Consider the following 23362-nt stretch of genomic DNA (forward strand, 5'->3'; position numbering starts at 1 on the left):
GAGGTCGGGCACGAATACGAGGAGGCAGCAGGACTAGTGGCAGGTCGACCTCTGCAAAGCTTCGAAGTTGCCCGCACCGAACAGCTCACCCGGCACATGGTCCGGGTCGTGCTCGGCAGCGCACATTTCGACAAATTCGTGCCGAGCAAGTTCACCGACTCCTACGTGAAGCTGGTTTTTTTGCCCGGCGACGTCGACGTGTCCGGGCTGCCGCACCCGCTGACCCTGGACAGCTTCGCCGAGCTGCCGCGGGAGAAGAAGCCCTCCGTTCGCACGCTGACGGTCCGCCGCGTCGACCCCGACGCCCACGAGATCACCCTGGACGTCGTCGTGCACGGCGTCGCGGGCGCGTGGGCGGCGTCGGCCCAGCCCGGCCAGCCGATCTATCTGATGGGCCCCGGCGGGGCCTACACCCCCGACCCGGCCGCCGATTGGCACCTGCTGGCCGGCGACGAGTCCGCGCTGCCGGCCATCGCCGCGGCGCTGGAAGCCCTGCCCCCCGACGCGGTCGGCCAGGCGTTCATCGAAGTCGCCGGCCAGGAGGACGAGATCCCGCTGAGCGCACCGGAATCCGTCGACGTGAGCTGGGTCTACCGCGGCGGCCGCGCCGACCTGGTGCCCGAGGACCGCGCCGGGGACTTCGCGCCGCTGATCGAGGCGGTCACCACCGCCCGGTGGCTGCCGGGGCAGGTGCAGGTGTTCATCCACGGCGAGGCGCAAACCGTCATGCACAACCTGCGGCCCTACATCCGCAAGGAGCGCGGGGTGGACGCGAAGTGGGCGTCGTCGATCTCGGGTTACTGGCGGCGGGGCCGCACCGAGGAAACCTTCCGGCAATGGAAGAAGGAACTGGCCGAGGCGGAAGCCACCGCCTGACCGCGGGCTGGCATGCTCGTCGCATGGCGTTCGGCGACTACCAATTCGAGATTTACCTGCAGGGCCTGGCCGGAACGGTGCCGTCGCTGCCGGTGGCCTACGCCGAATTGGAAGCCAAGGCGCGGGCCGCGATGTCGGCGTCGGTCTGGTCGTACGTCGCCGGCGGCGCCGGCGACGAGCGCACGCAACGGGCCAACTGCGAGGCCTTCGAGCGCTGGGGCCTGATGCCGCGGATGTTCGTCGGCGCCGACCGGCGCGAGCTGTCGGTGGAGCTCTTCGGCATGAGCCTGCCGTCGCCGATCTTCATGGCGCCCATCGGGGTCATCGGCATCTGCGCCCAGGACGGCCACGGCGACCTGGCCACCGCCCGCGCGGCCGCGGCCACCGGCGTGCCGATGGTGGTGTCGACGCTGACCGCCGACCCGCTGGAAGACGTCGCCGCCGAATTCGGCGACACCCCAGGCTTTTTCCAGCTGTACACCCCCAAAGACCGCGAACTGGCGGCCAGCCTCGTGCAACGTGCGGAGGCCGCCGGTTACCGCGGGATCGTCGTCACCCTCGACACCTGGGTGCCCGGCTGGCGCCCGCGCGACCTGAGCACGGCCAACTTCCCGCAGCTGCGCGGACATTGCCTGAGCAATTACACCAGCGACCCGGTGTTTTGCGCCGGCCTGCAACAGCCGCCCGAAGCCGATCCGCGCGGCGTCGTACTGCGCTGGGCGCAGCTGTTCGGCAATCCCCTCACCTGGGAGGACCTGCCGTGGCTGCGCTCGCTGACCGACCTGCCGCTGCTCGTCAAGGGGATCTGCCATCCCGACGACGCCCGGCGCGCCAAAGACGGCGGCGTCGACGGCATCTACTGCTCCAACCACGGCGGGCGCCAGGCCAACGGCGGCCTGCCGGCGATCGACTGCCTGCCCGGGGTGGTGGAGGCCGCCGACGGACTGCCCGTGCTCTTCGACTCGGGCGTGCGCAGCGGCGCCGACGTCATCAAGGCACTGGCACTGGGAGCCACCGCGGTGGGCATCGGGCGCCCCTACGCCTACGGCCTGGCCCTGGGCGGCGTCGACGGCATCGTGCACGTCCTGCGGTCGATGCTGGCCGAGGCCGACCTGATCATGGCCGTCGACGGCTATCCGACGCGCAAAGATCTCACCCCGGACACGCTGCGGCGCGTCACCTGAGCGCGGCGCCCCGCGCCTGCGAACGTTGACGGCGTGGAGGCGATCCTCGACGAGTTCGACGAGTACCTGGACCTGCAGTGCGGCCGTTCGGCGCACACCCGCCGGGCGTACCTGGGCGACGTGCGGTCGCTGCTGGCGTTCCTCGACGGGCCGACAAACGGACAGAGCCTGGACGCGCTGAGCCTGCCGATCCTGCGGGCGTGGCTGGCCGCTGGCGCCGGCGCCGGGGCGGCCCGCACGACGCTGGCCCGCCGCACTTCGGCGGTCAAGGCGTTTACCGCGTGGGCGGAGCGGCGCGGCCTGCTCGCGGCCGATCCGGCCGCGCGTCTGCAGGTGCCCAAGGCGCACCGCACCCTGCCGTCGGTACTGCGTCAGGATCAGGCACTGCAAGCCATGGCGGCCGCGGAATCCGGTGCGCAACAAGGTGATCCGCTGGCTCTGCGGGACCGGCTGATCGTCGAGCTGCTGTATGCCACCGGCATCCGGGTGAGCGAGCTGTGCGGCCTGGACCTCGACGACGTGGACACCCGCCACCGGCTGGTGCGGGTGCTCGGCAAGGGCGACAAGCAGCGCAGCGCGCCGTTCGGGGCGCCCGCCGCCGACGCGCTGGCGGCCTGGCTGGCCGACGGGCGCCCCGCGCTGGTCACCGCGGAGTCCGGGCCGGCGCTGCTGCTGGGCGCGCGTGGCCGCCGGCTCGACGTCCGCCAGGCCCGCACCGTCGTGCATCAGACCGTCGCGGCCGTGGACGGCGCGCCCGACATGGGCCCGCACGGGCTGCGCCACAGCGCGGCAACGCACCTGCTCGAGGGCGGGGCCGACCTGCGCGTCGTCCAGGAGCTGCTCGGCCATTCCAGCTTGGCGACCACCCAGCTCTACACCCACGTCGCGGTCTCCCGGCTGCGCGCGGTGCACGACCGGGCCCACCCGCGGGCCTGAGTTCTTTGCCGCGAGACTGTAACTACCGACGGCGCTACTCGCGACTGTGTCGAAATCGCCTCTGCGGACACCGATTTCCTGCGGTTTCCCGGCGTCCGCTGGACCAACCCGCTTGAGCACGCGTGAAGCGCCCTACCCACCCAGCGGTTTGAGCCGGATCGGCGTGGACTTCAGCAGGTCCAACGGGTCGACGTAGCGGGCGCCCGACGCCGGGCCCCACATCGCGCCCCAGTGCAGACACGCCGATGCCGCACACCCCGGATGCCCGGCCACCAGCTCGCCGAGAACCGCCGAAGCGTTCACGGCCTGGCCGGCCCGCACCCGCGCGCGGACCGGCTCGTAGCTGGTCCGCAGCCCGCCGGCATGCGCCAGCGACACCACCGGGCGTCCGGCCAGCGTCCCGGCGAACACCACGGTCGCCGCGCCGGCCGCGTACACGGGCTGACCGGGTGCACCCGGCAAGTCCACGCCCCGGTGGCCGGGGTTCCAGTCGGGCGCGGGGGCGTCGAATCCCCGGGCGACGGCCGGGGGCGGGCGCAGCGGCCAGTCCAGCCGCCCGTCGTCCGCGCCCGCCGACCCCGCTCCGGCCAGCATCACAGCCAGCATCAACGCCACCCACCGCACCCGCACAGTGTCAGCGCAGTGCCGCTGGTCAGGCCACTCAGCGCTGTGGACAGAGCACCCCGCGAATCGGTGTAAACTTCATCCCGCGGTCCGTGTAAGCGGGCTGACTTCGCGTGTCTGCACCAAAGAAGATGCCGAGCGGTCCCTGACACAGGGTTGGGCATCTCGACAGACACCAGGGCCCGGCCTCACCCGATGCCGGGCAACAACCGACAACAAAGGAATAGCGGCCAATGGCTGTCGTAACCATGAAGCAGCTGCTTGACAGCGGCACCCACTTCGGGCACCAGACCCGACGCTGGAATCCCAAGATGAAGCGGTTCATCTTCACCGACCGCAACGGCATCTACATCATCGACCTACAGCAGACCCTGACGTTCATCGACAAGGCGTACGAGTTCGTCAAGGAGACCGTCGCCCACGGCGGCACGGTGCTGTTCGTCGGCACCAAGAAGCAGGCGCAGGAGTCCGTCGCCGCCGAGGCGACCCGCGTCGGCATGCCGTACGTCAACCAGCGCTGGCTGGGCGGCATGCTGACCAACTTCTCCACCGTGCACAAGCGGCTGCAGCGCCTCAAGGAACTCGAGGCCATGGAGCAGACCGGCGGCTTCGAGGGTCGCACCAAGAAAGAGATCCTGGGCCTGACCCGCGAGAAGAACAAGCTCGAGCGCAGCCTCGGCGGTATCCGCGACATGAACAAGGTGCCGTCGGCGGTCTGGGTCGTCGACACCAACAAGGAGCACATCGCCGTCGGCGAGGCCCGCAAGCTGGGCATCCCCGTCATCGCGATCCTGGACACCAACTGCGACCCCGACGAGGTCGACTACCCGATCCCGGGCAACGACGACGCGATCCGCTCGGCCGCGCTGCTGACCAAGGTGATCGCCTCCGCGGTCGCCGAGGGCCTGCAGGCCCGCGCCGGGCTGGGCCGCGGCGACGGCAAGCCCGAGGCCTCGGACTCGCTGGCCGCCGAGCCGCTGGCCGAATGGGAGCAGGAGCTGCTGGCTTCGGCCACCGCCACGGCCGACGCGGCCCCCGCCGCAACCGAATCCACCACACCTACGGAAGGCTGAGCATTGGCGAATTTCACCGCTGCCGACGTCAAGCGGCTCCGGGAACTCACCGGCGCCGGCATGCTCGACTGCAAGAACGCGCTGGCCGAAACCGACGGCGACTTCGACAAGGCCGTTGAGGCGCTGCGGATCAAGGGCGCCAAGGACGTCGGCAAGCGCGCCGAGCGGGCCACGGCCGAGGGCCTGGTCGCCGCCAAGGGCGGGGCGCTCATCGAGCTCAACAGCGAGACCGACTTCGTCGCCAAGAACGCCGAGTTCCAGCAGCTGGCCGACCAGATCGTCGAGGCGGCCGTCTCGTCGAAGGCCGCCGACGTCGACGAACTCAAAGCCGCCAGCCTCGGTGACAAGACCGTCGAGCAGGCGATCGCCGAGCTGTCGGCCAAGATCGGCGAGAAGCTGGAGCTGCGCCGCGTCGCGAACTTCGGCGGCACCGTCGAGACCTACCTGCACAAGCGCGCGGCCGACCTGCCGCCGGCCGTGGGTGTGCTGGTCGAGTACACCGGCTCGAACGGAGACGCCGCCCACGCCGTCGCCCTACAGATCGCCGCGCTCAAGGCGCGCTACCTGTCCCGCGACGACGTGCCCGAGGACGTGGTGGCCAGCGAACGGCGCATCGCCGAGGAGACCGCCAAGGCCGAGGGCAAGCCGGAGCAGGCGCTGCCCAAGATCGTCGAGGGCAGGCTGAACGGCTTCTTCAAGGACGCGGTGCTGCTCGAGCAGCCGTCGGTGTCCGACAACAAGAAGACCGTCAAGGCCCTGCTCGACGAGGCCGGCGTCACGGTGACCCGCTTCGTCCGCTTCGAGGTGGGCCAAACCTAACGGCCCCCGCCGCCGACTAGCGTCACTGTCATGCGACACGTGCACGCTTTCGGCGACGACGCCCTCGGTGACCTCGACGCGGTCGGCCTGGCCGATGCCATCAGGGCCGGCTCGGTGAGCAGCGCCGAGGTTGTCGAGGCCGCCATCGCCCGCACCGAGGCCGTCAACGCGGCCCTCAACGGCCTGGCGTACAACGGGTTCGAGCAGGCCCGCACAGCCGTCCCGCCCGCGGGCGTGTTCTCCGGCGTCCCGACGTTCGTCAAGGACAACGTCGACGTCGCCGGCCAGCCGACGATGCGCGGCACCGACGCGTGGACGCCGAAAAACGCCGCCGCCGACGGGGACTTCACTCGCGTGCTCCTGGGGACGGGCCTGACGTCGCTGGGCAAGACGCAAATGTCGGAGTTCGGGTTCAGCGCGGCGGCCGAACACCCGCGGCTGGGCCCGGTCCGCAACCCGTGGGACACCGACTACACCGCGGGCGCCTCGTCCTCGGGCTCCGGGGCGTTCGTCGCCGCCGGCGTGGTGCCCATCGCCCACGCCAACGACGGCGGCGGCTCGATCCGCATCCCGGCCGCCTGCAACGGTCTCGTCGGCCTCAAGCCGTCGCGAGGCCGGCTGCCGCTGGATGCGGAGCTGCGCCGGATGCCCGTGGGCATCGTCGCCAACGGTGTGCTGACCCGCTCGGTGCGCGACACCGCCGCCTTCTACGCCGAGGCCGAGCGACTGTGGCCGACCCCCAAGCTGAAGCCGGTGGGCCACGTGACCGGGCCCGGCACGCGGCGGCTGACGATCGCCGTGCTGACCCGCTCGGTGCTGCGCGAGTCCAGCCCCCAGGTGCGCGAGCTGACCCTGAAGTCGGCGGCGCTGCTCGAGGAACTCGGTCACCGCGTCGAACACATCGACCCGCCGGTGCCGGCCAGCTTCGTCGACGATTTCGTGCTGTATTGGGGCTTTCTGGCGATGACGCAGGTGCGTGCCGGGCGACGGCTGTTCGGCGTCACCTTCGACCGCACCAGGCTCGACGCGCTGACGCTCGGCCTGGATCGGCACGCCGCCCGCAACCTGCACCGGATCCCGCTGGCGATCATGCGGCTGCGCCGGCTACGGCGCCGCACCGCGCGACTGTTCCGCAGCTACGACGCGGTGCTCACCCCGACCCTGGCCGACGAGACGCCGCGGGTCGGCTACCTGGCGCCCACCGACTACCGGCAGGTGATGGACCGACTCATCGACTGGGTCGCGTTCACCCCGCTGCAGAACGTCACGGGCGAGCCGGCGATCTCGCTGCCGCTGACCCAATCCGCCGACGGCATGCCGGTGGGCATGATGCTGACGGCCGACCTCGGGCACGAGGCGCTGCTGCTCGAACTGGCCTACGAGCTCGAAGCGGCCCGCCCGTGGGCCCGGATCCACACCGGCTGAGTCAATCGGAGCCGAGCTTTTCGAGCATGCGCTTGAACTCGCGCTGCTGCGCGTCGGTCAGCTTGCTCAGGATCCGCGCGTCGGCGACCCGGACTGCGGCCTCCGCGCGCTTGAGCAGCGCGCGGCCCTGGCCGGTCAGCGTGGCCGGCAGCGCGCGGCCGGAGGACACCGACGCCGGGCGTTCCACCGCGCCGATCTTCTCCAGCCCACGCAGCACCGTGTTCATCGCCTGCGGTGTCACATTCGTGTGCCGGGACAATTCGGCGCTGGACATGCCCGGATAGTGCGAAAGGATGCGCAGGCAAACGAATTCGGGCAGCGTCAGGTCCAGCGGGCCGAGCACCGCGGAAACCTCCGGTCGCAGAACGGCTCCCACCCGGTAGAGCAGGTAACCCAGCGGCGCGTCTTCGGCCTGACCCATGTCAGTGATCTTGACATATCTCGGATCGCCGCGGGCCGTTCGCCCAAGATCGTGATTTTTGGCCGCTCAACGGGGTAACCCAGAGGGACCCGAACCCGAAGGAGCGCCCATGGGCGAAGCACCCGAGATCAACGTGGCCGAGCGCGCGCGGCGGGAGGCCGACGCGTACCGCGGGGACAACGCCCGACCGCTGGAGGGCTACACGGTGGTCCTGGCCGTCTACGGGCTGCTGGTCACCCTGACCGCCGTCATCGCGGCGGCCACCGGCCGCAAGCTGCCCGAGCGCTGGGGCGTCCAGGATCTCCTCACCGTCACCGTCGGCACCCACAAGCTGTCGCGCACGCTGTCCAAGGACGCCGTGACCAGCCCGTTGCGGGCGCCGTTCGCCCACTACGCGGGGTCGGGTGGCCCCGCCGAGGTGATGGAGGAAACCCGGCACGGCAGCGCGCTGCGCCACAGCCTGGGGGAGCTGTTGACCTGTCCCTTCTGCCTCGACATGTGGGTGGCCACCGTATTCGTCATCGGGCTGATCTTTGCGCCGCGATTGACCCGGCTGACCGCGGGCACCTTTACCGCCCTGGCCGGCGCCGACTTCCTGCAGCTGGCCTACGCCAAGGCCCAGCAGCTGACCGAGGCGTAGATCATGCCCAAGACGACGAAAAAGGGCCAGGCGAAACAGAGCGAGCTGCCCAGCACCCTGCGGCGCTCTGACGACAAAGCCCAACGCACGTTCGCCAAGGCGCACGACTCGGCGGCCGAAGAGTACGGCAGCGAGGAGCGCGCCCACCGGGTGGCCTACGCCGCGGTCAAGCACAGTTTCGAAAAGGTCGGCGACCACTGGGAGCCCAAGGAGCAGCGGGGCCCGTCCGACGAGCGGGCCGAGCGCGGCGGGCTGCGCAACACCGGCCGATCGGCCGAGGGCGTCGACGCCAACGCCAGCAAAAAGCACCTGCTCGAGGTGGCGCGCCGCCTCGACGTGCGCGGCCGGTCGACGATGACCAAGCCGGAGTTGGTCGAGGCGATCATGAAGGAGAACCGCCGGCGGCGCGGGCGCTGACCCTCAGCGCTCGAAGTTGGTGATGTCGTCGAACTCGGCCCGCACGATGCCGTAGCAGTCGCATGCCAATTCTTCGAGTCGGTTCCGGTCGGTGATCGTGATGACGCCGCGGCTGTAGCGGATCAATCCCTGCGCCTGGATTCGCTGGGCGGTGTCGGAAACGGTGGGCCGGTGGACCCCGAGCATCTGGGCGAGGAACTCCTGGGTCAGCGGGAACTCGTCGCTCCTGACTCGGTCGTGCGTCGTCAAAAGCCAACGCGCCATTCGCATTTCGGCGGGATGGGTGCGGTTGCACACGACATTCTGCGCGATCTGCACCATGGTCGCCTGGGTATATCGGTTCAGGAGCGCACGCAGCGCCAAATTGCGGTTCAGGGACCGGCGAAACCCGTCGGCATCGAGGCTGGCCGCATCGCCGGGGATCTGGCAAAACGCCGTCTGCGGACTGGTCGCCGCGCCGAGGTACACCGGAAGTCCGACGAAGCCTTCGTGGCCGATCGTCGCCACCTCGACGCCGAGCTGCCCGTCGGTGGTGGCCACCAGGGAATACACCGCCGAGAGCGGAAAGTACACCCGCGTGATCGGCTCGTGCGGTTGGTATGCGGTCTGCTTCATCTCCGCGTGCTCCAGCCGCAGGTGGGGCCGCAGCCCCGCGTATTCGTCCTCGGGTAGCTGCGCCAATATCGCGTTGCGCCGGAACGGATCTTCACTCACCTGGTGGGCTTACCCACGATTCGCGCGGCTATGTCGGCAACCTGACACAAGGATTACGCTGGGTCTTATGTTCGCGACCCGACGCAACGGCGCCGCGTTCGGGCGCGTGGTTTTCGTGGCGTCGCTTGGCGGCATGAACGCGCTCACCGCCGTGCTCGCGGACCTGCCGATGGGTTTTCCGGTGCCGATCGTGGCCGCGCAGCACCGCAGACACCTGCGCAACAGCGGTGACGCGCTCGCCGAAATCTTGGCCCGCCGAACCCGCCTGCCGGTTCGGCTTGCTGTGCCCGGGGAACCGGCGGACAAACAAGGCGTCACGATCGTGCCCGCCGGCATGACGGCCACGGTCGACCCGAACGGGGCCTGGTCGTTGACTCAAGAAACATCGAACGTCTTTGTCGGGAACGCCATCCTGACCAGTTCCGCGGCGCAGGTCCCGACTCTCGCGGTCATCATGACCGGGCGGATGGCCGACGGGGCCGACGGCTGCCGCGCCGCCAAACGCCACGGCGGACGCGTGCTGGTGCAGGATCCCTCGACGGCTCAGGCGTCCAGCATGCCGGCGCATGCGATCGCCACCGGATGCGCCGATTTCGTGCTGCCGCTGAACCGCCTCGCGGCCGCGGTCGTGGCGCTGACCACCGCGCCGGGGGGAGCCGAGCTGCTGGCGGTCCCGTTGCCGCCGTGGGCGCGCCTGAACGCCTGAAGGTTTAGCCGGCGCCGCCCTGGGCATCCCGAAGGCCATGGTCACCACTACCACCCGAAGCCAGCTTCGCAAATGCCTCACCGACGTTGACTTTCCGGCGAACAAGCAGGACCTGCTCGACGCCGCGGACCGCAACGGCTGCGACGCCGACACCGTCCACGCGCTGCGCGCGATTCCCCCGGAGACCTACAACAACGTCGCCCAGATCGCCGCCTCGGTCACCATTGCCGACGACACAACGGACGACAACCCCTCGGGCAGCGCGATCGTCGACGAGTTGGGCGAAAACCGCGGATCCTGAACGCGTTCAGATCATTTCGCTTTTGATATAGCGAATGACTGCCGGCGCCTCGCGCCAGGCGAAGGCCAGCACGCCCAGGCCGAACGCGCCGAGCACCGCGTAGACGACGGTCATCGGAATGGAGATGTGGACTGCGTCGGTTGCGTTCATGGTGATCATCCGGGCGGCAGGTTGGGCATGATGGGCAGCAGCGCGTTGTGCTTCTTTGGGTGAACCCCGGTGGAGCGGCGTGCGTCGGCGGTGCCGTCCTTGTTGTGGCCGACGTTCCTGGTGTACGGACCCTGGTTGCCCTGCTGGACCCGCCAGGAGTGCGAGCCCGTCGTGGGCTTGGCCCGCGACTTACCCACTCGGATCTTGCTCATACCAATTCCCTTCTGTTGTGCGGCGTTTCGCTCAACTCGTCGAAGAAGCGGTCGATCGCCGGCCATACCCGGCTACCGCCGGACAGGCCGCGCCATTCGCGGCGGATCACCGCCACCAGGCGATAGCAGTCGTCGACCGGCACGATCCAGTGCTCGGCGGCGTCGCGCGTGGTGTTGACCAGCACCGCCTCGACGGCCGTCGCGAGATCGAAGATCTCGGGGCGTTCCTCGACAACCGCCTGCCACGCGGCCGAGTCCACCTCCCACTGGGTGACGCCCGCCGGGCTGGGGTAGTGCGCGACGACGGTACCGTCCGGCTGGCGGACGAAGAACGCCAGGCCGACCGGCACGCCCAGGCCCGCGGTGTCGAACGGCGCCAGCCGGCGCCGGCTATCCGGGATGAGCCGGTAGTGCCCGCGCCCGGCCGCCTCGCGCTGGAAAAGCAGCTGACACCCGCGGCACACGCACAGCACGTTCCCGTCGTGCTCGTCGAGCATGTGCCGGTGCCCGTCGCCGATCGGGGCGTCGCACAGCTGGCAGTGCTCGGTCGGCCCCACCGATTGCGCTGGTCGGTTAATGGTGCGGCGCAAGGCATCCAGCGTCATGCGTGCACCCCGTGTGGCCGGGTCATCAGGCTGTCCAGCGGGATGAACGCGGCCTCCGCGGCGCGGCGCTCAGCGGCACCCGACACCACCTCGACACCGCAAAGTTCCGGCGCCAGCGCCAGCACCTCCTCGCGCACGACCTCGTCGAGGCCGGCGATCGACGACCCGCATCCGCGCTTGCTCAGCCGCACGGTGGCGACACCGTCCTCGATGCCCACCAACTCGACTGTGCCGCCGCGGTCTTCGACCGCCCCCGATATCCCGCGCAGGGCCCGCGCGACGCGATCGGCGACCGGCTCGGGGTGCAGGTCGTGCAACACCAGCAGGTGTCCCAGCAGTTCGTCGCCCAGAAAGGCGGCGCGCGCCCGGGGTGTGGCGGCCGCGTACCCCAGGGCGCGCGCCAGCGCTTCGCCGTAGACCCTGGCCAGCGCCGAAAGGGCGTCCCGTGCAAGGGCTCCCGCCGGGCCCGGGACCTCCTCGAGTTTGCCGAGCAGCTCGTCGAGTCGGGTCAGTTCACCGCGCACCTGCTCGTCGGGTTGCGTCATGATCCCAGGTACTGCGTCGGCGAATGGGTCTTCTTGATGGTGCGCCCGCCGCCGACGTACATGTGCACACCGCACGGCAGGCACGGATCGAAGCTGCGCACCGCGCGCATGATGTCGACGCCGCGGAAGTCGTCCGGGCCGTTCTCCTCGAAGATCGGCATGTCCTGCACGGCGTCCTCATACGGACCCGGCGTGCCGAACGAGTCACGCGGGCTGCCATTCCACGGCGTCGGTGGGTACGGGTGATAGTTGGCGATCACGCCCTTGTCGATCACCATGTGGTGGGAGAGCACACCGCGCACCGCCTCGTGGAACCCGCAGCCGATCGCCTTGTCGTGCGGCACCTCGAAGTTGTTGAAGATCTTGGTTTCTCCGGCCCGCACCATTTCCATCGCCCGCTCGGCGAAGAAGAACGCCATCGCCGCGGAATAGGCGATGAAGTAGGCCCGGGCGCGGTCGCGCTCGATCGCGTTGGACCACTGCGGGATCTTCCATTCCAGCGTGGCCTCGGGCAGGTTGCGGCTTCTCGGCAGCGAGATCCGCACGCTGTGCCCGGTGGACTGCACGTAGGGGGTGTTGACCAGGCCGGACAGCGCGGTGGAATACAGCCGCGCGAACGGCCCGCCGCCGGTGTCCAGCGCCAGGTGCTCGCCGCTGTTCTTGTCGAACCAGCGGGGGCTCATCACCCAGCTGTACTTGCCGTTGAAATCGCGCTTCTGCGGGTCGGGCAGGGTCGTCTGGTTCCAGGGGTGTCGGATGTCCACCGGGTTGCCCAGCGGATCGTGCGTGACGAACGGCTCCTCGTTGACCCAATCCTCGTAATACGAACTGCCCAAAAGGATCCGGATCCCCAGGTTGATGTCCACCAGGTCGTTGGTGACCAGCTGGCCGTCGACCACCACGCCCGGGGTGACGAACATCTTGCGGCCCCACTCGGACATGTGCTCGTAGCGGTAGTCGACCGAAAACGCATCCTGCCAGGCGCCCCAACACCCGAGCAGCACCCGCCGGCGTCCCACCTCCTCGTAGCCGGGCAGCGCCTCGTAGAAGAAGTCGAAGACGTCGTCGTTCATCGCGACGGCCTGTTTGACGAAGTCGAGGATGTCGATCAGCCGGCTCAGGTAGTCGGTGAACGTGGTGGGCGACGGCATGGTGCCGACGCCGCCGGGATACAGCGTCGACGGGTGCACGTGGCGGCCCTCCATGATGCAGAACATCTCGCGGGTGGTCCGGCTGACCCGCAACGCCTCCTTGTACACCTCGCCCTCGAAGGGGTTGAACGCGCGCATGATGTCGGCGATGGTGCGGTAGCCGTGGATCTGCGCGTTGCGGGCCTCGGTCTGCTCGGCTTTCGCCAGGACGCTGGGGTTGGTGTCCTTGACCATCGCCTCGCAGAAGTCGACGAACACCAGGTTGTCCTGAAAGATGGTGTGGTCGAACAGGTATTCGGCGGCCTCGCCGAGGTTGATGATCGTTTCGGCCAGCGGTGGATTGTCGATGCCGTAGGCCATGTTCTGGCAGTAGATCGAACACGTGGTGTGGTTGTCCCCGCAGATGCCGCAGATGCGGCTGGTGATGAAGCCGGCGTCGCGGGGGTCCTTGCCCTTCATGAACACCGAGTAGCCTCGGAACAGCGACGAGGTGCTGTGACACTGCTCGACGGTCTTGGTGCCGAAGTTGATCTTGGTGTAGATGCCGAGATTGCCGATGATCCGGGTGATCGGGTCCCAGGCCATCTCGATGGTTTGCGACGATCCCTTGGCCCCCGTTTGTGCCGGCTCGGTGACGGTCATGCTGGTCTCCTCCTCTGGGTTCGGCTAAGTCGTGTTCACGGACGCCAGCGCGGGTCGTACCCGGTGGTCAGCGCGTCCTTGTTGTGCCGCCACTTGGGTTCGCGGTTGGCGCCGAGGTTGGTGATGCCGCGCATCCGGCGGATCAGCGCGCCGTAGGGCTTGACGACCATCGACGAGAAGCTGCCGCCGGGCGGGGCGTCCATGAACGGCATGAACTTGTCCGGGAAGCCGGGCATGGTGCACCCGATGCAGATGCCGCCGACGTTCGGGCAACCCCCGACCCCGGACATCCAGCCGCGCTTGGGCACGTTGCAGTTGACCACCGGCCCCCAACAGCCAATGTGCACTTGGCATTTCGGCGAGTTGTAGTCGTGGGCGAAGTCGCCCTGCTCGTAGTAGCCGGCGCGGTCGCAGCCCTCGTGCACCGTCTTGCCGAAGATCCACTGCGGCCGCAGCATGTGGTCCAGCGGCGGCGGCGGCGCCGACCCGGCCGCGTGGTAGAGCACCCACGTCAGCGTCTCCATGAAGTTCTCCGGCTGCACCGGGCACCCGGGGATGTTGACGATCGGAAGCGCGCCAGTGGATTTGAAGTCCCAGCCGAGGTAGTCGCACAAGCCCATGGACCCGGTGGGGTTGCCGGCCATGGCGTGGATGCCGCCGTAGGCGGCGCAGGTCCCGATCGCGACGACGGCCCACGCCTTGGGTGCCAGGTTGTCGATCCACCAGTTCAGCGTCAGCGGCTCACCGGTTTCCAGGTCGTTGCCGAACGACGTCCAGTAGCCCTCCTCGAGCACGTTCTGGTTGGGTATCGAGCCCTCGATCACCAGGATGAAGGGCTCGAGCTCGCCGCGGGCGGCGGCCCGGAACGGCTTGAGGAACTCCTCGCCACCCAGGGTGGGGGACAGGACTTTGTTGTGCAGGTTGACTTTTGGCAGGCCCGGGATCAAACCGGTCACCACGTCCTCGATCGGTGGCTGCGCCGACGCGGTGATCGAGACGGTGTCCCCGTCGCAGCTCATGCCCTCGGATATCCACAGGATGTGGACCTCGTCGAAGCCGTGCGGCTTGGGCTGGGTGGCTTCCTTCGGCAGCGTCATCGGTCCGTCCCTTCTAGGTTTGGGGTCGCTTCTGGAACCGGTCGCGGAGCCGGTCGTAGAGCGCGGCGACGGGCGCGGCCAGCGCCAGCGCGGGCGGCTCGGTCGGCGCGTTGGGGTGGGGCCGGGTGGGGGCGACCTGTTTGGCTTGGTCGAGGACCTCGCCGAGTTGCACCAGCGCGTCCTCGTCGACCGCCTCGCGCAGCTTGGGCCACAGCTGGCCCTCCTCGTCCTGGACGTGTTCCTCGATGTCCTTCTGCAGGGAGGCGATCAGCTCCTGAGTTTCGTCGCGGCTGGCGCCCGCCTCGTCCAGCGCCATGAGCGTCTTCTTGACGCTCATGTGCTCGTCGAGGTGGTGGTCGATTTCCTCGTCGCCGTCGGACAGCGCCTGTTTGGCCAGCGGGTAGACCATCAGCTCTTCCAGCGCGGCGTGTTTGGACAGTTCCCGGATGAGGATGTCGACCACGCCGCGGCGCTGTTCGTCGGTCTTCGCGGTCTCGTAGTCGCGGAATAGTTGCTCGACCATGCGGTGGTCGTGGTTCAACAGCTCCAGCGCGTCCATCTTTCCTCCTGCCGTGATCAGGCCCGATCCGCCGGTGTGACTTCGTCGGGAGCGAAGTAGTAGAAACGCCGGCGCCACTCGTGCAGGTCGGCGCCGGGGTCGTCGGACAAGGTCACCGCGATCTGGTACTGGTCCTCCATGTCGAGAAGTACGTCCTCGACGACGGCGAGCCGATCCACCAGGAAGATGTCGTGGGCGTCGGTGCCGTGCGGGCGCGGACGAAGCCGCACCCGGCTGCCCTTGGCGATCCGGACGCCGGCGACGGTCACCGAGTCCGACTCGGGCGCAGCGTGGGGCCGCATCGTACGAATGGCGCCGTGCAGGCGCTCCATCATTTCGCGCGGCATCTCGTCGACGCGGTCGATGATCGCCGCGGCGCGCGGGTCGGTGGCCCGGGCCTCCAGCTTCTCCTCGGCCGTGAGGGTCCCGGTGCGCAGCGACAGGATTTCGTCGATCTCGGCTGCGTCGAACAGGTCGCCGGGGCTCTCCGGGCTGACCGCGGGGTGGTCGTAGAGCAGAATCGGCGACGACAGCATCACCTGACGGTTGCCCGGTGCACCGCCGAGCACCGGATAGGTGTGGATGTTGCGGCACCCCTTGGCGGCCGGCGTGGCCCATTCGGGCGGGTCCAGTAGCGACAGGAACGCGCCGGCGTCGACGCCGAGCAACGTGTGCGTGCCAATCATGGACGCCCGCAACGCCTCTGGGCGCGATGCCGCCGCCGGGGTGCTCGTGTCACGGTTCTCGGTGCGCACCGAAAGCTTCGCCAACCCGAACGGCGCGCCGGCGTCGGTGATCGACAGCGCGACGGTCGCCGATATCGGCCCGCAGCTGCGCACGATGCGCCCCGACCCGTCGCCGACGAGCTCGACATCCTCCCCGGCCGGGATCCGCACCTCGACGACACGGGATGCTGCGCGCAGCTCGGCCACGGTGGCGGTCACGTCGTGCTCGCGCGGCACGGCGTCGTCGAAGGTGAGGAACCGCTGATCTCCGACGGTCAACGCGTCGACGGGCTCGAAGCCTCCGCCCGGGCGGGCCCGCTGGACCGAGCGATGGTGCACATGGAGGAATCGGAGCCGGACCTGCACGACGGCCGTCTCGGGCGCCTCCAGCAGGCATTCGGTCTGTTGGTACCAGGCATCCGACGAGCCGGCGACGCCGGCGTGGGCCGCGACGTCGGCCGGCAGCCAGCTCCGTGGCGTCAGCACGCCAAACTGCCAGCGCACCTTGTTCTTTGGCGACGAGCGCCGATATGGGTAGAGCAGGTATCCCTCGTACAGGATCGCGTCGGCGACATCGGCCAGTTCGCCGAAGCGCGAGGGGGTGTTCACGGTAGAAGCCGCTCGACCATGACAGTCACCCCGCTGCCGGAAGTGTCCGGTGATACCGGCCGGATCAGAGCCGCGTACCCCGTCGACGGCGACCCAAACAGGCGATTATCGCCTCGCCCGGCGCAGCTCCTCGGCCAGCTTCGAGACTTCCCTGCGAAGCTCCTCGACGCCGGCGGCCGGGGCCGCGCGGCCCGCGCTCTGGGTATCGGCGACGGCCTGCACTATCCACGACGCCAGTGATCCGGTGACCACACCGATCAGGCTGATACCGCCCACCATGAGCGCCGCCGCGATCAGCCGCCCCGCAACGGTGATCGGATACACGTCGCCGTAGCCAACGGTGGTCACCGTGGAGATGGCCCACCACAGGGCCGCTCCGAAGGAGGTGATGCTGGCGCCCGGGTGATCGCGCTCCTGGGCGAGGATCGCCAGCGACCCGACGTAGACCAACAGGGCGGCGCCGGTGAACGTATACATCAGGATGCGGCCGCGCACCGCGTTGCCGACTGCCTTCTGCAGTGCTCCGAGCGCGACCACCGCCCGCAGCAGTCGCAGCGGTCCCATCAGTGGAAGGGCGACGATGACCGCGTCGAACAGGTGGTGAACGAACCAGTGCAGCCGATCCGGCGAAAGAGTCAGGCGCACAAGGTAATCGGCAACGAACAGCCCCCACGTGCACCAAGTCGCCGCCCACACGATGCGCGGCTCGACGCCGTGCGGCCGGGCGAGCACATGGACCGAATACATGGCGAGGTAGGCGATCGCGACCAGCGCCAGCAACCAGCCGGTGCGTTGCTCCCAGACCTCTTCCCTGGTCGGTTCGGCCTCGAGGCTCACCTCCGGAACCTTCCCCAGAACGCGTCGGGTTATGCGCCCCGAAGCGCGGTCGATCGTTTGCCGCCAAACGGTGGGGGTACGCGATCGCCTATGAGCGACCCCGAAACCGTCATCAAAAGCCTCCGCGGCGCCCTCGACAAAGAGCAGGGCCTTTCCGATCGGCTACAGCAGTCGTTGGTCAAGGCCCGCGAATGGGCCGAGGCCGAGCTGAATCCGGACCTCCACGCGGCGCTCGAGTGGCCGCGCGACATCGACGAATACGAGGCCTACCTGGCGCGCTTCGTCAGGTGGGTGCCCCATGAGTCGTCCGCCGACGCGTGGCAGAACGACAAGCGGCAGGCCCAAGAGGTCAGCGACCGCATGTCGCACTTCTACTTTCTGGTCGACCAGGGCGACGAGCCGCCGCAGGGCTCGGACGTCTTTCGGGAGTGGATGACCGGGTTCGCCAAGGAGTGGGGAGGTTTCCTGGACTCGCCCGAGTCGTTCAGCCCGGAAGTGCTGCAGTCGTTCATCGACAATGCGCCGGAGTACCGCATCCAGGAATCCCTGGTCGACGGGGCGCCGAACGCGCCCAGCGGCTGGCTGACGGCCAACCAGTTCATCGCGCGTGAGATCAACGGCGGTCTGCGCCCGATCGCCGAACCGGCCAGCAACCTGGTGGTGACCTCACCGGCCGACTGCCACTACCAGCACGCCTACGACATCGACGCCGACTCGAACATCCCGGCCACCACCGTCAAGAGCGAAAAGTACGGCAACATCAAGCAACTCATCGAGGGCAGCCGGTACGCCGAGGGCTTTGCCCGCGGCACGTTCGTCCATTACATGCTGCCGGTGCACGCCTACCACCGCTATCACGTCCCGGTGGGAGGTCTGGTCAAGGAGTCGTTCCGGATCAACGGGAAAGTCTTCATGCAGGTCGGGCTGCAAGACCACGAGTTCACCGCCAGCGACAGCGCCAGCAGCGGCTACGAGTTCTCCCAGACCCGCGGAGTGGTCACCATCGACACGTCGGCGTCGGATTGCGGCGACATCGGCGTCGTCGCGGTCATCCCCGTGGGCATGGCACACGTTTCGTCGGTGGTCCTCACCGCGACATCCGGGCGCCACATGGCCAAGGGAGAAGAGTTCGGCTACTTCCAGTTCGGCGGCTCGGACATCATCATCCTGTTCCAGGACGGGGTCGACCCCCAGCTGGACACCAGCGAGGAATTCCGTCTGGTGGGTACGCCGGTGGCCCGCTGCCGTCCCCGGCCGGGCTGATCCCGTCCCATCGTTTAGACCCCCCTGCCGTCGGGAAGCCTTCGCACGGGTTGATCCACCACGCCCTGTCCTAGCCCTGTTCTGGGGCGCCCACCCGCGTTAAACCAGCAGCGCCGAGTTTGGGGCGACACGCCATGCGTGGGCGCGATTCGGGCGCCGTCGCATGCCGCGGCGCCGGCGCGGGTCACCCTGAAGCAAAACGACAATGGGGGAGAGATGGGCGATCCGCTCGGCTTGTCGATCGGTACGGCAAACCTGGTGGCCGCGCGCACGGGCACCGCGCCGGTGACCCGCAGCACGGTGGTGACGCTGTTCGGCCACCGGCCCCCCGAGGTCGGTGCGCCGGAGGAAAATCCCGGTCTGGACGAGCCCGGCCTGTCGCTGAGCGGATTCGTCGAGCGGGTCGGCGACCCCGACCCGGTGGTGGCCTCCGACGGCTCGGCGCACCCGGGCGAGGCGCTGACCGCCGCCGCGCTCGACGGGATGGCCCGCGCGGTCGGCCCGGCGGCGCCGGTCGCCGTCGCCGTGCCGGGCCATTGGACCGAGTGCCAGGTCGGCGCCCTGCGCACGGCGGTACGCGGCTGCCCCAACCTGGCGCCCGACGGCGCGCCGCCCGCGTTCATCTGCGACGGCACCGCCGCGCTGGCGGCCCTGTACGCCCAACCCGGCTTTCCCGACGACGGCGTCGTGGTGCTGTGCGATTTCGGTGCCAGCGGCAGCAGCATCACCCTGACCGACGCGGCCGCCAACTTCCGCCAGATCGCGCCGACCCTGCGCTGCACCGGGTTCTCCGGCAACCAGCTCGACCAGGTGATCCTGCGACACATCGCGTCGGACGCCGGCGCAGACACCGCCGGCACCGCGCCGCTGACCCCGCTGGGCCGTCGGGTGGCCCAATGCCGCAGCGCCAAGGAACAACTGTCGTCGGCGACGGTCACCGTCATCCCGGCCGACCTGCCCGGCATCGGAGCGGACGTCCGGCTGGCGCGCGACGAGTTCGAGGCGCTCATCTCCGAACCGTTGCAACGGTTCACCGACTGCGTGGCAGAGCTGTTGCGGCGCAACCGGATTCCGGGGGACAGCCTGGCCGCGATCGCGACGGTCGGCGGGGGCGCGTGCATCCCGCTGGTCACCAGCCGGCTGTCGGAGCGGCTAGGGGCGCCGGTCGTCACCACGTCGCAGCCGGCGCTGAGCGCGGCCATCGGCGCCGCGGTGCTCGCTCAACTGCGTTCGTCGGCCGCGCCGCCGACCGCCGTCGGCCGGCCGCCGGTCGCGCTGACCGAAGGCGTCGCCGCCACGGAAATGGCTCCGGCGGCATGGGCCGCGGGGGCCGCGCGCGGCGCGGCGGAGGAGTCGGTCGCCGACGGCGACCGGTCGGCCACCTATCGCGCGCTGGCCTGGTCGCAGGAAGCCTCGTCCGCCGAGCTGCCGCTCCTCGGGGGGGACGAATTCGTCGGCGACGACCGCGACGGCGCCGGCGCCGGCGCGGCGCCCCCTCCCGTGGCGCCGCGACCACCGCGGCCGCGCTGGTACCGGCGCTCGGCGGTGCTCGTCAGCACGACCGGCGCGGCCGCCCTGGTGCTGTTGGTGGCCGCGGGTTTGGCGGTGCGGCTGAGCGGCCACGAGGGCAAACCCATCGACAACACGCATAACGTGACCCCACCGGTCGAGTCGGCCCGGCTGTTACCGCCTGCGCCGCCGCCGACCACCACCGCGGCCGAGTCGCCGAATTCCGGGCCGACCGAGTCGCCCCAGCCGGTGACGACGACGACCGTGGTCACCACGCGGGTGCCGGCGACTTCGACCGCGCCGACGACCCCGTCGACGACCCCGCCGACCAGGGCCCCGCTCACCACGACCCCGCCGACCACCACCTTCTACCCGACCAACGCCTATCCGACGTCTCCGTACCCGGTGACCCCCTATCCGAACGCCCCGTATCCCGGGGTCCCGTCGGCGGGCACGAGCGCCGGGCCGACCCTGCCGTCGTATCCCAGGCCGGGGGCGCCATCGTGACGGATCGACGGGGCGGCACCAGATCCCTTGGCTTGCTTGCCAACACGTGGCGAGCTGTTGAAGCGCTGACGGCTTGGCAAGTGCCCGTTTGTGGGCTGGTACGGCGGGGTATGTAGCTGCGGTGGCCGGGCTTCTTGTGCGACTGTCGCATAAAGCGTGGCAGAGGATCTTCTCCTCGCCGCTGCTGACTCTCAACGGCTACGTCGCATTCGACGTGCCCCGCGTGGTGACCGGGCTGGGCGCGTCGCTGCTGATGGGCGTCGTCGCGGTGCACGTCTACCTGCTGGCCACGGAACCGGCGTTGCCGGCGTATTTCCTGATCTACGCCGCCGTGCTGATCGCCGCCTGCGTGGCCGCGGTGGTCGCCATGGCTTTTGCGGTCAGACCCGTTGTGCCGCAACGTGGTTGGTATTTCGGCAGTTTGGTCTGCACGGTATTCCTCGTCATCTACCTGGTGACCCGGTTTGTCAGCCTGCCCCAGCTGGTGGCGTTGACCGGCCGGTGGGACCTGGCGCCGGGGAGCATGGCGATGGCGCTGGCGGGCGGTTTCCTGGCCGTGCACACCACCGTGCTCTCGGGCATCAACGTCGCTTACCCGCAGCGCCAGAACTGGCATGACTGAACGGGGCAGGGATCTATGACAGTGCTCGATTACCCGGTGTGGTTGCGGATCGACCACTGGCTCAACGTGCTGTTTCTGACGTTGGTGATCCGCAGCGGCGTCGAGATCCTGTCCACCCATCCCAAGCTGTACTGGCACGACGACAGCAAGCCGGGCAGCGAGTGGGCGCGCTTCACCACCAAAAAGATGCCGACCAACAAGCTCTACGACACCCTCGACGAGGAGGAGGACTACAGCTCGCTGTTCTCGCTGCCCGGCCACAAAAAACTCGGCATGGGCCGCCACTGGCACTTCTTCTCGGTGATCGGCTGGATCCTGGTCGGGCTGTCGTACTACATCCTGCTGTTCTCCACCGGCCAGTGGCACCGGTACTGGCCGTATTCGTGGTCCATCTTTCCCGAGGCGTGGAACGACATCGTCACCTACCTGAGCTTCAACCTGCCGCCGCTGTTGCCCGGCGAGCCGCTGGACGCCATCCAGAAGCTGACCTACGCCGCCGTCGTCTTTTTACTGGCGCCGTTCCAGATCCTGACCGGCGCGGCCCAGTCCCCGGCCATCGAGGCGGCGTTCCCCTGGTACGTGCGCATGTGGGGCGGTCGCCAATGGGCGCGCAGCCTGCACTTCTTGGGCCTGGTGGCGTTTTTGGTCTTCATCGTCATCCACCTGTCGATGGTGTTCTTCTGGAGCTGGGGCCAGCTCACCGCGTCGATGATCTTCGGTTCGGTCCGCAACCTCGGGTGGGCCACCTTCTGGTCGCTGGTGATCATCGCCGCGATCGTCGCCGTGCACATCGCGGCGACGGTGTGGAGCCTGCGCCGGCCCGTGCAGGTGCGACGCGTGCTGGGCGCCGTCGTCACCCGCGTCCGCAAAATCGTTCTGCGGCCACTGAATTCGCGGCAGAACTATCCCGAGCGGATGATCTCCAAAGAGCATCGCATCAACGGCAAGCCGCCGGCCAGCGCCGAGTACAAGGTGATGGCGGTGCACAACTTCGTCGACTGGCGCCTGCGGGTGGGCGGGCTGGTGGAAAACCCGGTGACCCTGGACCTGGAGGGCCTGCGGGCGCTGGCCGACCGGCAGTCACAACGCGTCATGCACAACTGCGTGCAGGGCTGGACGAGCATCGGCGAATGGAGCGGGCTGCCGCTGGCCCAGCTCGCCGACCACGTGCGGCCCCTGCCGCAGGCGAAGTACATCTGCTTTTTGACCATGCAGGACAACGGCCGCGACGAGCCGAGCTCGGAGGGCGAAGGGCAGTTCTACGAGGTGATGGACCTCGAGCTCGCCTACAAGCCGCAGACGCTGCTGGCCTACGAGATGAACGGCAAGCCCCTGCCCATCAAGCACGGCGCCCCGCTGCGCCTGCGGGTCGAGACCCAGGTGGGCTTCAAGATGGCCAAGTGGATCAACCAGATCGAGTTCGTCGAGGACTACTCGGGCATCGGCCACGGGCTGGGGGGCTGGCGGGAGGACAACGTCCACTACGACAAGGACGTGGAGATATGACGACCGACGGGGTGCGGCCCGAGCTGATCGACCTGAAAAGCGCTGAGTGCGAAAAGGTCCTGGAGTTGGTGGCCGTCAAGGGCGGGCAGTGCGCCGGCTGCGGCGCGACCGAGTTCGCGGTCGGTCACGCTCTCTACCTCGGGTTCCTGTTTCTGAACGAGGACGACGACGCCTTCATGGTCGCGTTGACCTGCCGCAATCCCGACTGCCCCGCGCCACGAACCGGAATCGTGTTGCCCGCCAAAGACTTCCTGACCGAGTACGAAGGCGTCGCGGATGTTGCCGACATCGCTTACCGCGCCCGCGCGGAACAGGCTAGCGCAACCTGGGGTGGCTCGGGGTGTCGCTGAACCGGGGACGGGCGATGTCGAACCGCTCGACCAAATCCGACACCGAACGCAACTCCGCGCACAGCGACTGAAAGCGGCCTTCGCCCGCCTCATCGAGCACGCCGAGGCAGCTGTAGTGCACCAACCGCCGCAGTCGCCCGGAAAGCGCCGTCCCCCAACGGATGCTGAAGTCGTAGACCTCGCTTTCGCTCACGTCGTCGAGCCGGCCGAGCTCTCGGAGCGCCTCGATCTGCTCGGTCAACAACTCCACGTCGTCGTCGATCCCGATCGGCTCGGGTTTCTGCTGCACCGCCGCGCTCATCTTGCCTCCCATCACAGGTGTGGCTTCGCCGCACTC

General features: G+C 69.0%; 28 protein-coding genes. 15 read left to right on the plus strand and 13 right to left on the minus strand.

Translation table 11 applies throughout. The features are described 5' to 3' along the window. Positions 1-36: 36 nt before the first annotated feature. Genes AC5Y43_RS00385 through AC5Y43_RS00395 form a run of 3 tightly spaced genes read left to right on the plus strand, consistent with a single transcriptional unit; the run spans position 37 to position 2996 of the window. Entirely contained in the window at positions 37-876 is an 840-nt protein-coding gene (locus AC5Y43_RS00385) for a siderophore-interacting protein (protein WP_499968150.1), read from the plus strand. A 23-nt stretch (positions 877-899) separates the two neighbouring features. Then, positions 900-2060: an alpha-hydroxy-acid oxidizing protein gene (locus AC5Y43_RS00390; RefSeq protein ID WP_499968152.1), complete on the plus strand. Its 1161-nt coding sequence runs from the start codon at positions 900-902 to the stop codon at positions 2058-2060. A 33-nt stretch (positions 2061-2093) separates the two neighbouring features. Continuing rightward, the gene (locus AC5Y43_RS00395) at positions 2094-2996 is read left to right on the plus strand and encodes a tyrosine recombinase XerC (RefSeq protein WP_499968154.1); all 903 of its coding nucleotides are present in this window, start codon (positions 2094-2096) and stop codon (positions 2994-2996) included. A gap of 132 nt (positions 2997-3128) precedes the next feature. Here AC5Y43_RS00395 and AC5Y43_RS00400 read toward each other — a convergent pair whose 3' ends face one another. Then, positions 3129-3620 (minus strand): M23 family metallopeptidase, encoded by a 492-nt coding sequence (locus AC5Y43_RS00400; protein ID WP_499968156.1) that lies wholly within the window; start codon positions 3618-3620, stop codon positions 3129-3131. A gap of 233 nt (positions 3621-3853) precedes the next feature. Here AC5Y43_RS00400 and rpsB point away from each other — a divergent pair, with 233 nt between their 5' ends. Genes rpsB through AC5Y43_RS00415 form a run of 3 tightly spaced genes read left to right on the plus strand, consistent with a single transcriptional unit; the run spans position 3854 to position 6937 of the window. Continuing rightward, complete coding sequence (rpsB, locus tag AC5Y43_RS00405) at positions 3854-4693, plus strand: 30S ribosomal protein S2 (RefSeq protein WP_499968158.1); 840 nt, start codon at positions 3854-3856, stop codon at positions 4691-4693. A gap of 3 nt (positions 4694-4696) precedes the next feature. Further along, complete coding sequence (gene tsf / locus AC5Y43_RS00410) at positions 4697-5512, plus strand: translation elongation factor Ts (RefSeq protein WP_499968160.1); 816 nt, start codon at positions 4697-4699, stop codon at positions 5510-5512. Between the two features lie 30 nt (positions 5513-5542). Beyond that, a complete protein-coding gene (locus tag AC5Y43_RS00415) occupies positions 5543-6937 on the plus strand; it encodes an amidase (protein WP_499968162.1) in 1395 nt (464 codons plus the stop codon). Between the two features lies 1 nt (position 6938). On the opposite strand, the gene AC5Y43_RS00420 is transcribed toward AC5Y43_RS00415, so the two are convergent. Continuing rightward, positions 6939-7358: a MarR family winged helix-turn-helix transcriptional regulator gene (locus AC5Y43_RS00420; RefSeq protein WP_499968164.1), complete on the minus strand. Its 420-nt coding sequence runs from the start codon at positions 7356-7358 to the stop codon at positions 6939-6941. Positions 7359-7467: 109 nt separating this feature from the next. Between AC5Y43_RS00420 and AC5Y43_RS00425 the strand changes: the two genes are divergently transcribed. Then, positions 7468-7998 carry a DUF1360 domain-containing protein gene (locus AC5Y43_RS00425; RefSeq protein WP_499968166.1) on the plus strand — a complete coding sequence of 177 codons (531 nt, stop codon included), beginning with the start codon at positions 7468-7470 and terminating at the stop codon, positions 7996-7998. Between the two features lie 3 nt (positions 7999-8001). Beyond that, a complete protein-coding gene (locus AC5Y43_RS00430) occupies positions 8002-8415 on the plus strand; it encodes a ChaB family protein (protein ID WP_499968168.1) in 414 nt (137 codons plus the stop codon). Positions 8416-8418: 3 nt separating this feature from the next. On the opposite strand, the gene AC5Y43_RS00435 is transcribed toward AC5Y43_RS00430, so the two are convergent. Next, positions 8419-9129, minus strand: coding sequence for a Crp/Fnr family transcriptional regulator (locus tag AC5Y43_RS00435; protein ID WP_499968170.1), 711 nt, complete (start codon positions 9127-9129; stop codon positions 8419-8421). Between the two features lie 67 nt (positions 9130-9196). Here AC5Y43_RS00435 and AC5Y43_RS00440 point away from each other — a divergent pair, with 67 nt between their 5' ends. Continuing rightward, the gene (locus AC5Y43_RS00440) at positions 9197-9835 is read left to right on the plus strand and encodes a chemotaxis protein CheB (protein WP_499968172.1); all 639 of its coding nucleotides are present in this window, start codon (positions 9197-9199) and stop codon (positions 9833-9835) included. 37 nt (positions 9836-9872) lie between these two features. After that, positions 9873-10136, plus strand: a complete 264-nt coding sequence (locus AC5Y43_RS00445; protein ID WP_499968174.1) for a DUF2795 domain-containing protein — start codon at positions 9873-9875, stop codon at positions 10134-10136. A 6-nt stretch (positions 10137-10142) separates the two neighbouring features. On the opposite strand, the gene AC5Y43_RS00450 is transcribed toward AC5Y43_RS00445, so the two are convergent. From AC5Y43_RS00450 to AC5Y43_RS00490, 9 genes are all read right to left on the minus strand, one after another. Beyond that, positions 10143-10295, minus strand: coding sequence for a hypothetical protein (locus AC5Y43_RS00450; protein ID WP_499968176.1), 153 nt, complete (start codon positions 10293-10295; stop codon positions 10143-10145). Further along, complete coding sequence (locus tag AC5Y43_RS00455; protein WP_499968178.1) at positions 10292-10498, minus strand: hypothetical protein; 207 nt, start codon at positions 10496-10498, stop codon at positions 10292-10294. The genes AC5Y43_RS00450 and AC5Y43_RS00455 overlap by 4 nt, the downstream gene beginning before the upstream one ends. Continuing rightward, the gene (locus tag AC5Y43_RS00460) at positions 10495-11103 is read right to left on the minus strand and encodes a DUF5947 family protein (RefSeq protein ID WP_499968180.1); all 609 of its coding nucleotides are present in this window, start codon (positions 11101-11103) and stop codon (positions 10495-10497) included. Before AC5Y43_RS00460 ends, AC5Y43_RS00455 begins: the two co-directional genes overlap by 4 nt. Beyond that, complete coding sequence (locus AC5Y43_RS00465) at positions 11100-11648, minus strand: NifU-related iron-sulfur-binding protein (protein ID WP_499968181.1); 549 nt, start codon at positions 11646-11648, stop codon at positions 11100-11102. The genes AC5Y43_RS00460 and AC5Y43_RS00465 overlap by 4 nt, the downstream gene beginning before the upstream one ends. Then, positions 11645-13441, minus strand: a complete 1797-nt coding sequence (locus AC5Y43_RS00470) for a nickel-dependent hydrogenase large subunit (protein ID WP_499968183.1) — start codon at positions 13439-13441, stop codon at positions 11645-11647. The genes AC5Y43_RS00465 and AC5Y43_RS00470 overlap by 4 nt, the downstream gene beginning before the upstream one ends. A 35-nt stretch (positions 13442-13476) precedes the next feature. Next, complete coding sequence (locus AC5Y43_RS00475; RefSeq protein ID WP_499968185.1) at positions 13477-14538, minus strand: NADH-quinone oxidoreductase subunit B family protein; 1062 nt, start codon at positions 14536-14538, stop codon at positions 13477-13479. A 13-nt stretch (positions 14539-14551) separates the two neighbouring features. Continuing rightward, positions 14552-15097, minus strand: a complete 546-nt coding sequence (locus AC5Y43_RS00480) for a hemerythrin domain-containing protein (RefSeq protein ID WP_499968187.1) — start codon at positions 15095-15097, stop codon at positions 14552-14554. Between the two features lie 17 nt (positions 15098-15114). Further along, positions 15115-16431 (minus strand): hypothetical protein, encoded by a 1317-nt coding sequence (locus AC5Y43_RS00485; protein ID WP_499968189.1) that lies wholly within the window; start codon positions 16429-16431, stop codon positions 15115-15117. A 105-nt stretch (positions 16432-16536) separates the two neighbouring features. Continuing rightward, complete coding sequence (locus AC5Y43_RS00490; protein ID WP_499968191.1) at positions 16537-17268, minus strand: potassium channel family protein; 732 nt, start codon at positions 17266-17268, stop codon at positions 16537-16539. A 90-nt stretch (positions 17269-17358) separates the two neighbouring features. Here AC5Y43_RS00490 and AC5Y43_RS00495 point away from each other — a divergent pair, with 90 nt between their 5' ends. The 5 genes from AC5Y43_RS00495 to AC5Y43_RS00515 all read left to right on the plus strand — a co-directional run bounded on the left by AC5Y43_RS00495 (position 17359) and on the right by AC5Y43_RS00515 (position 23025). Further along, entirely contained in the window at positions 17359-18531 is a 1173-nt protein-coding gene (locus tag AC5Y43_RS00495; protein WP_499968193.1) for a phosphatidylserine decarboxylase, read from the plus strand. A gap of 216 nt (positions 18532-18747) precedes the next feature. After that, a complete protein-coding gene (locus tag AC5Y43_RS00500) occupies positions 18748-20547 on the plus strand; it encodes an Hsp70 family protein (protein WP_499968195.1) in 1800 nt (599 codons plus the stop codon). 121 nt (positions 20548-20668) lie between these two features. Next, on the plus strand, positions 20669-21169 hold the full coding sequence (locus AC5Y43_RS00505; protein WP_499968197.1) for an oxidoreductase: 501 nt from the start codon (positions 20669-20671) through the stop codon (positions 21167-21169). 15 nt (positions 21170-21184) lie between these two features. Continuing rightward, positions 21185-22675 carry a molybdopterin-dependent oxidoreductase gene (locus AC5Y43_RS00510; RefSeq protein WP_499968199.1) on the plus strand — a complete coding sequence of 497 codons (1491 nt, stop codon included), beginning with the start codon at positions 21185-21187 and terminating at the stop codon, positions 22673-22675. Then, on the plus strand, positions 22672-23025 hold the full coding sequence (locus AC5Y43_RS00515) for a hypothetical protein (RefSeq protein WP_499968201.1): 354 nt from the start codon (positions 22672-22674) through the stop codon (positions 23023-23025). The genes AC5Y43_RS00510 and AC5Y43_RS00515 overlap by 4 nt, the downstream gene beginning before the upstream one ends. Here AC5Y43_RS00515 and AC5Y43_RS00520 read toward each other — a convergent pair. Continuing rightward, on the minus strand, positions 22991-23326 hold the full coding sequence (locus tag AC5Y43_RS00520) for a hypothetical protein (RefSeq protein WP_499968203.1): 336 nt from the start codon (positions 23324-23326) through the stop codon (positions 22991-22993). The two genes, AC5Y43_RS00515 and AC5Y43_RS00520, sit on opposite strands and share 35 nt — an antisense overlap. Positions 23327-23362 lie beyond the last annotated feature (36 nt).

The sequence above is a fragment of the Mycobacterium sp. NGS57 genome, assembly GCF_059812405.1.

Excerpts from the sequence above, each read along its gene's own strand:
- AC5Y43_RS00390 (WP_499968152.1), top strand. The coding sequence starts at position 900 with ATGGCGTTCGGCGACTACCAATTCGAGATTTACCTGCAGGGCCTGGCC.
- rpsB (WP_499968158.1), top strand. The coding sequence starts at position 3,854 with ATGGCTGTCGTAACCATGAAGCAGCTGCTTGACAGCGGCACCCACTTC.
- AC5Y43_RS00415 (WP_499968162.1), top strand. The coding sequence starts at position 5,543 with ATGCGACACGTGCACGCTTTCGGCGACGACGCCCTCGGTGACCTCGAC.
- AC5Y43_RS00420 (WP_499968164.1), bottom strand. The coding sequence starts at position 7,358 with ATGGGTCAGGCCGAAGACGCGCCGCTGGGTTACCTGCTCTACCGGGTG.
- AC5Y43_RS00425 (WP_499968166.1), top strand. The coding sequence starts at position 7,468 with ATGGGCGAAGCACCCGAGATCAACGTGGCCGAGCGCGCGCGGCGGGAG.
- AC5Y43_RS00430 (WP_499968168.1), top strand. The coding sequence starts at position 8,002 with ATGCCCAAGACGACGAAAAAGGGCCAGGCGAAACAGAGCGAGCTGCCC.
- AC5Y43_RS00440 (WP_499968172.1), top strand. The coding sequence starts at position 9,197 with ATGTTCGCGACCCGACGCAACGGCGCCGCGTTCGGGCGCGTGGTTTTC.
- AC5Y43_RS00445 (WP_499968174.1), top strand. The coding sequence starts at position 9,873 with ATGGTCACCACTACCACCCGAAGCCAGCTTCGCAAATGCCTCACCGAC.
- AC5Y43_RS00450 (WP_499968176.1), bottom strand. The coding sequence starts at position 10,295 with ATGATCACCATGAACGCAACCGACGCAGTCCACATCTCCATTCCGATG.
- AC5Y43_RS00455 (WP_499968178.1), bottom strand. The coding sequence starts at position 10,498 with ATGAGCAAGATCCGAGTGGGTAAGTCGCGGGCCAAGCCCACGACGGGC.
- AC5Y43_RS00460 (WP_499968180.1), bottom strand. The coding sequence starts at position 11,103 with ATGACGCTGGATGCCTTGCGCCGCACCATTAACCGACCAGCGCAATCG.
- AC5Y43_RS00465 (WP_499968181.1), bottom strand. The coding sequence starts at position 11,648 with ATGACGCAACCCGACGAGCAGGTGCGCGGTGAACTGACCCGACTCGAC.
- AC5Y43_RS00470 (WP_499968183.1), bottom strand. The coding sequence starts at position 13,441 with ATGACCGTCACCGAGCCGGCACAAACGGGGGCCAAGGGATCGTCGCAA.
- AC5Y43_RS00475 (WP_499968185.1), bottom strand. The coding sequence starts at position 14,538 with ATGACGCTGCCGAAGGAAGCCACCCAGCCCAAGCCGCACGGCTTCGAC.
- AC5Y43_RS00480 (WP_499968187.1), bottom strand. The coding sequence starts at position 15,097 with ATGGACGCGCTGGAGCTGTTGAACCACGACCACCGCATGGTCGAGCAA.
- AC5Y43_RS00495 (WP_499968193.1), top strand. The coding sequence starts at position 17,359 with ATGAGCGACCCCGAAACCGTCATCAAAAGCCTCCGCGGCGCCCTCGAC.
- AC5Y43_RS00500 (WP_499968195.1), top strand. The coding sequence starts at position 18,748 with ATGGGCGATCCGCTCGGCTTGTCGATCGGTACGGCAAACCTGGTGGCC.
- AC5Y43_RS00510 (WP_499968199.1), top strand. The coding sequence starts at position 21,185 with ATGACAGTGCTCGATTACCCGGTGTGGTTGCGGATCGACCACTGGCTC.
- AC5Y43_RS00515 (WP_499968201.1), top strand. The coding sequence starts at position 22,672 with ATGACGACCGACGGGGTGCGGCCCGAGCTGATCGACCTGAAAAGCGCT.
- AC5Y43_RS00520 (WP_499968203.1), bottom strand. The coding sequence starts at position 23,326 with ATGAGCGCGGCGGTGCAGCAGAAACCCGAGCCGATCGGGATCGACGAC.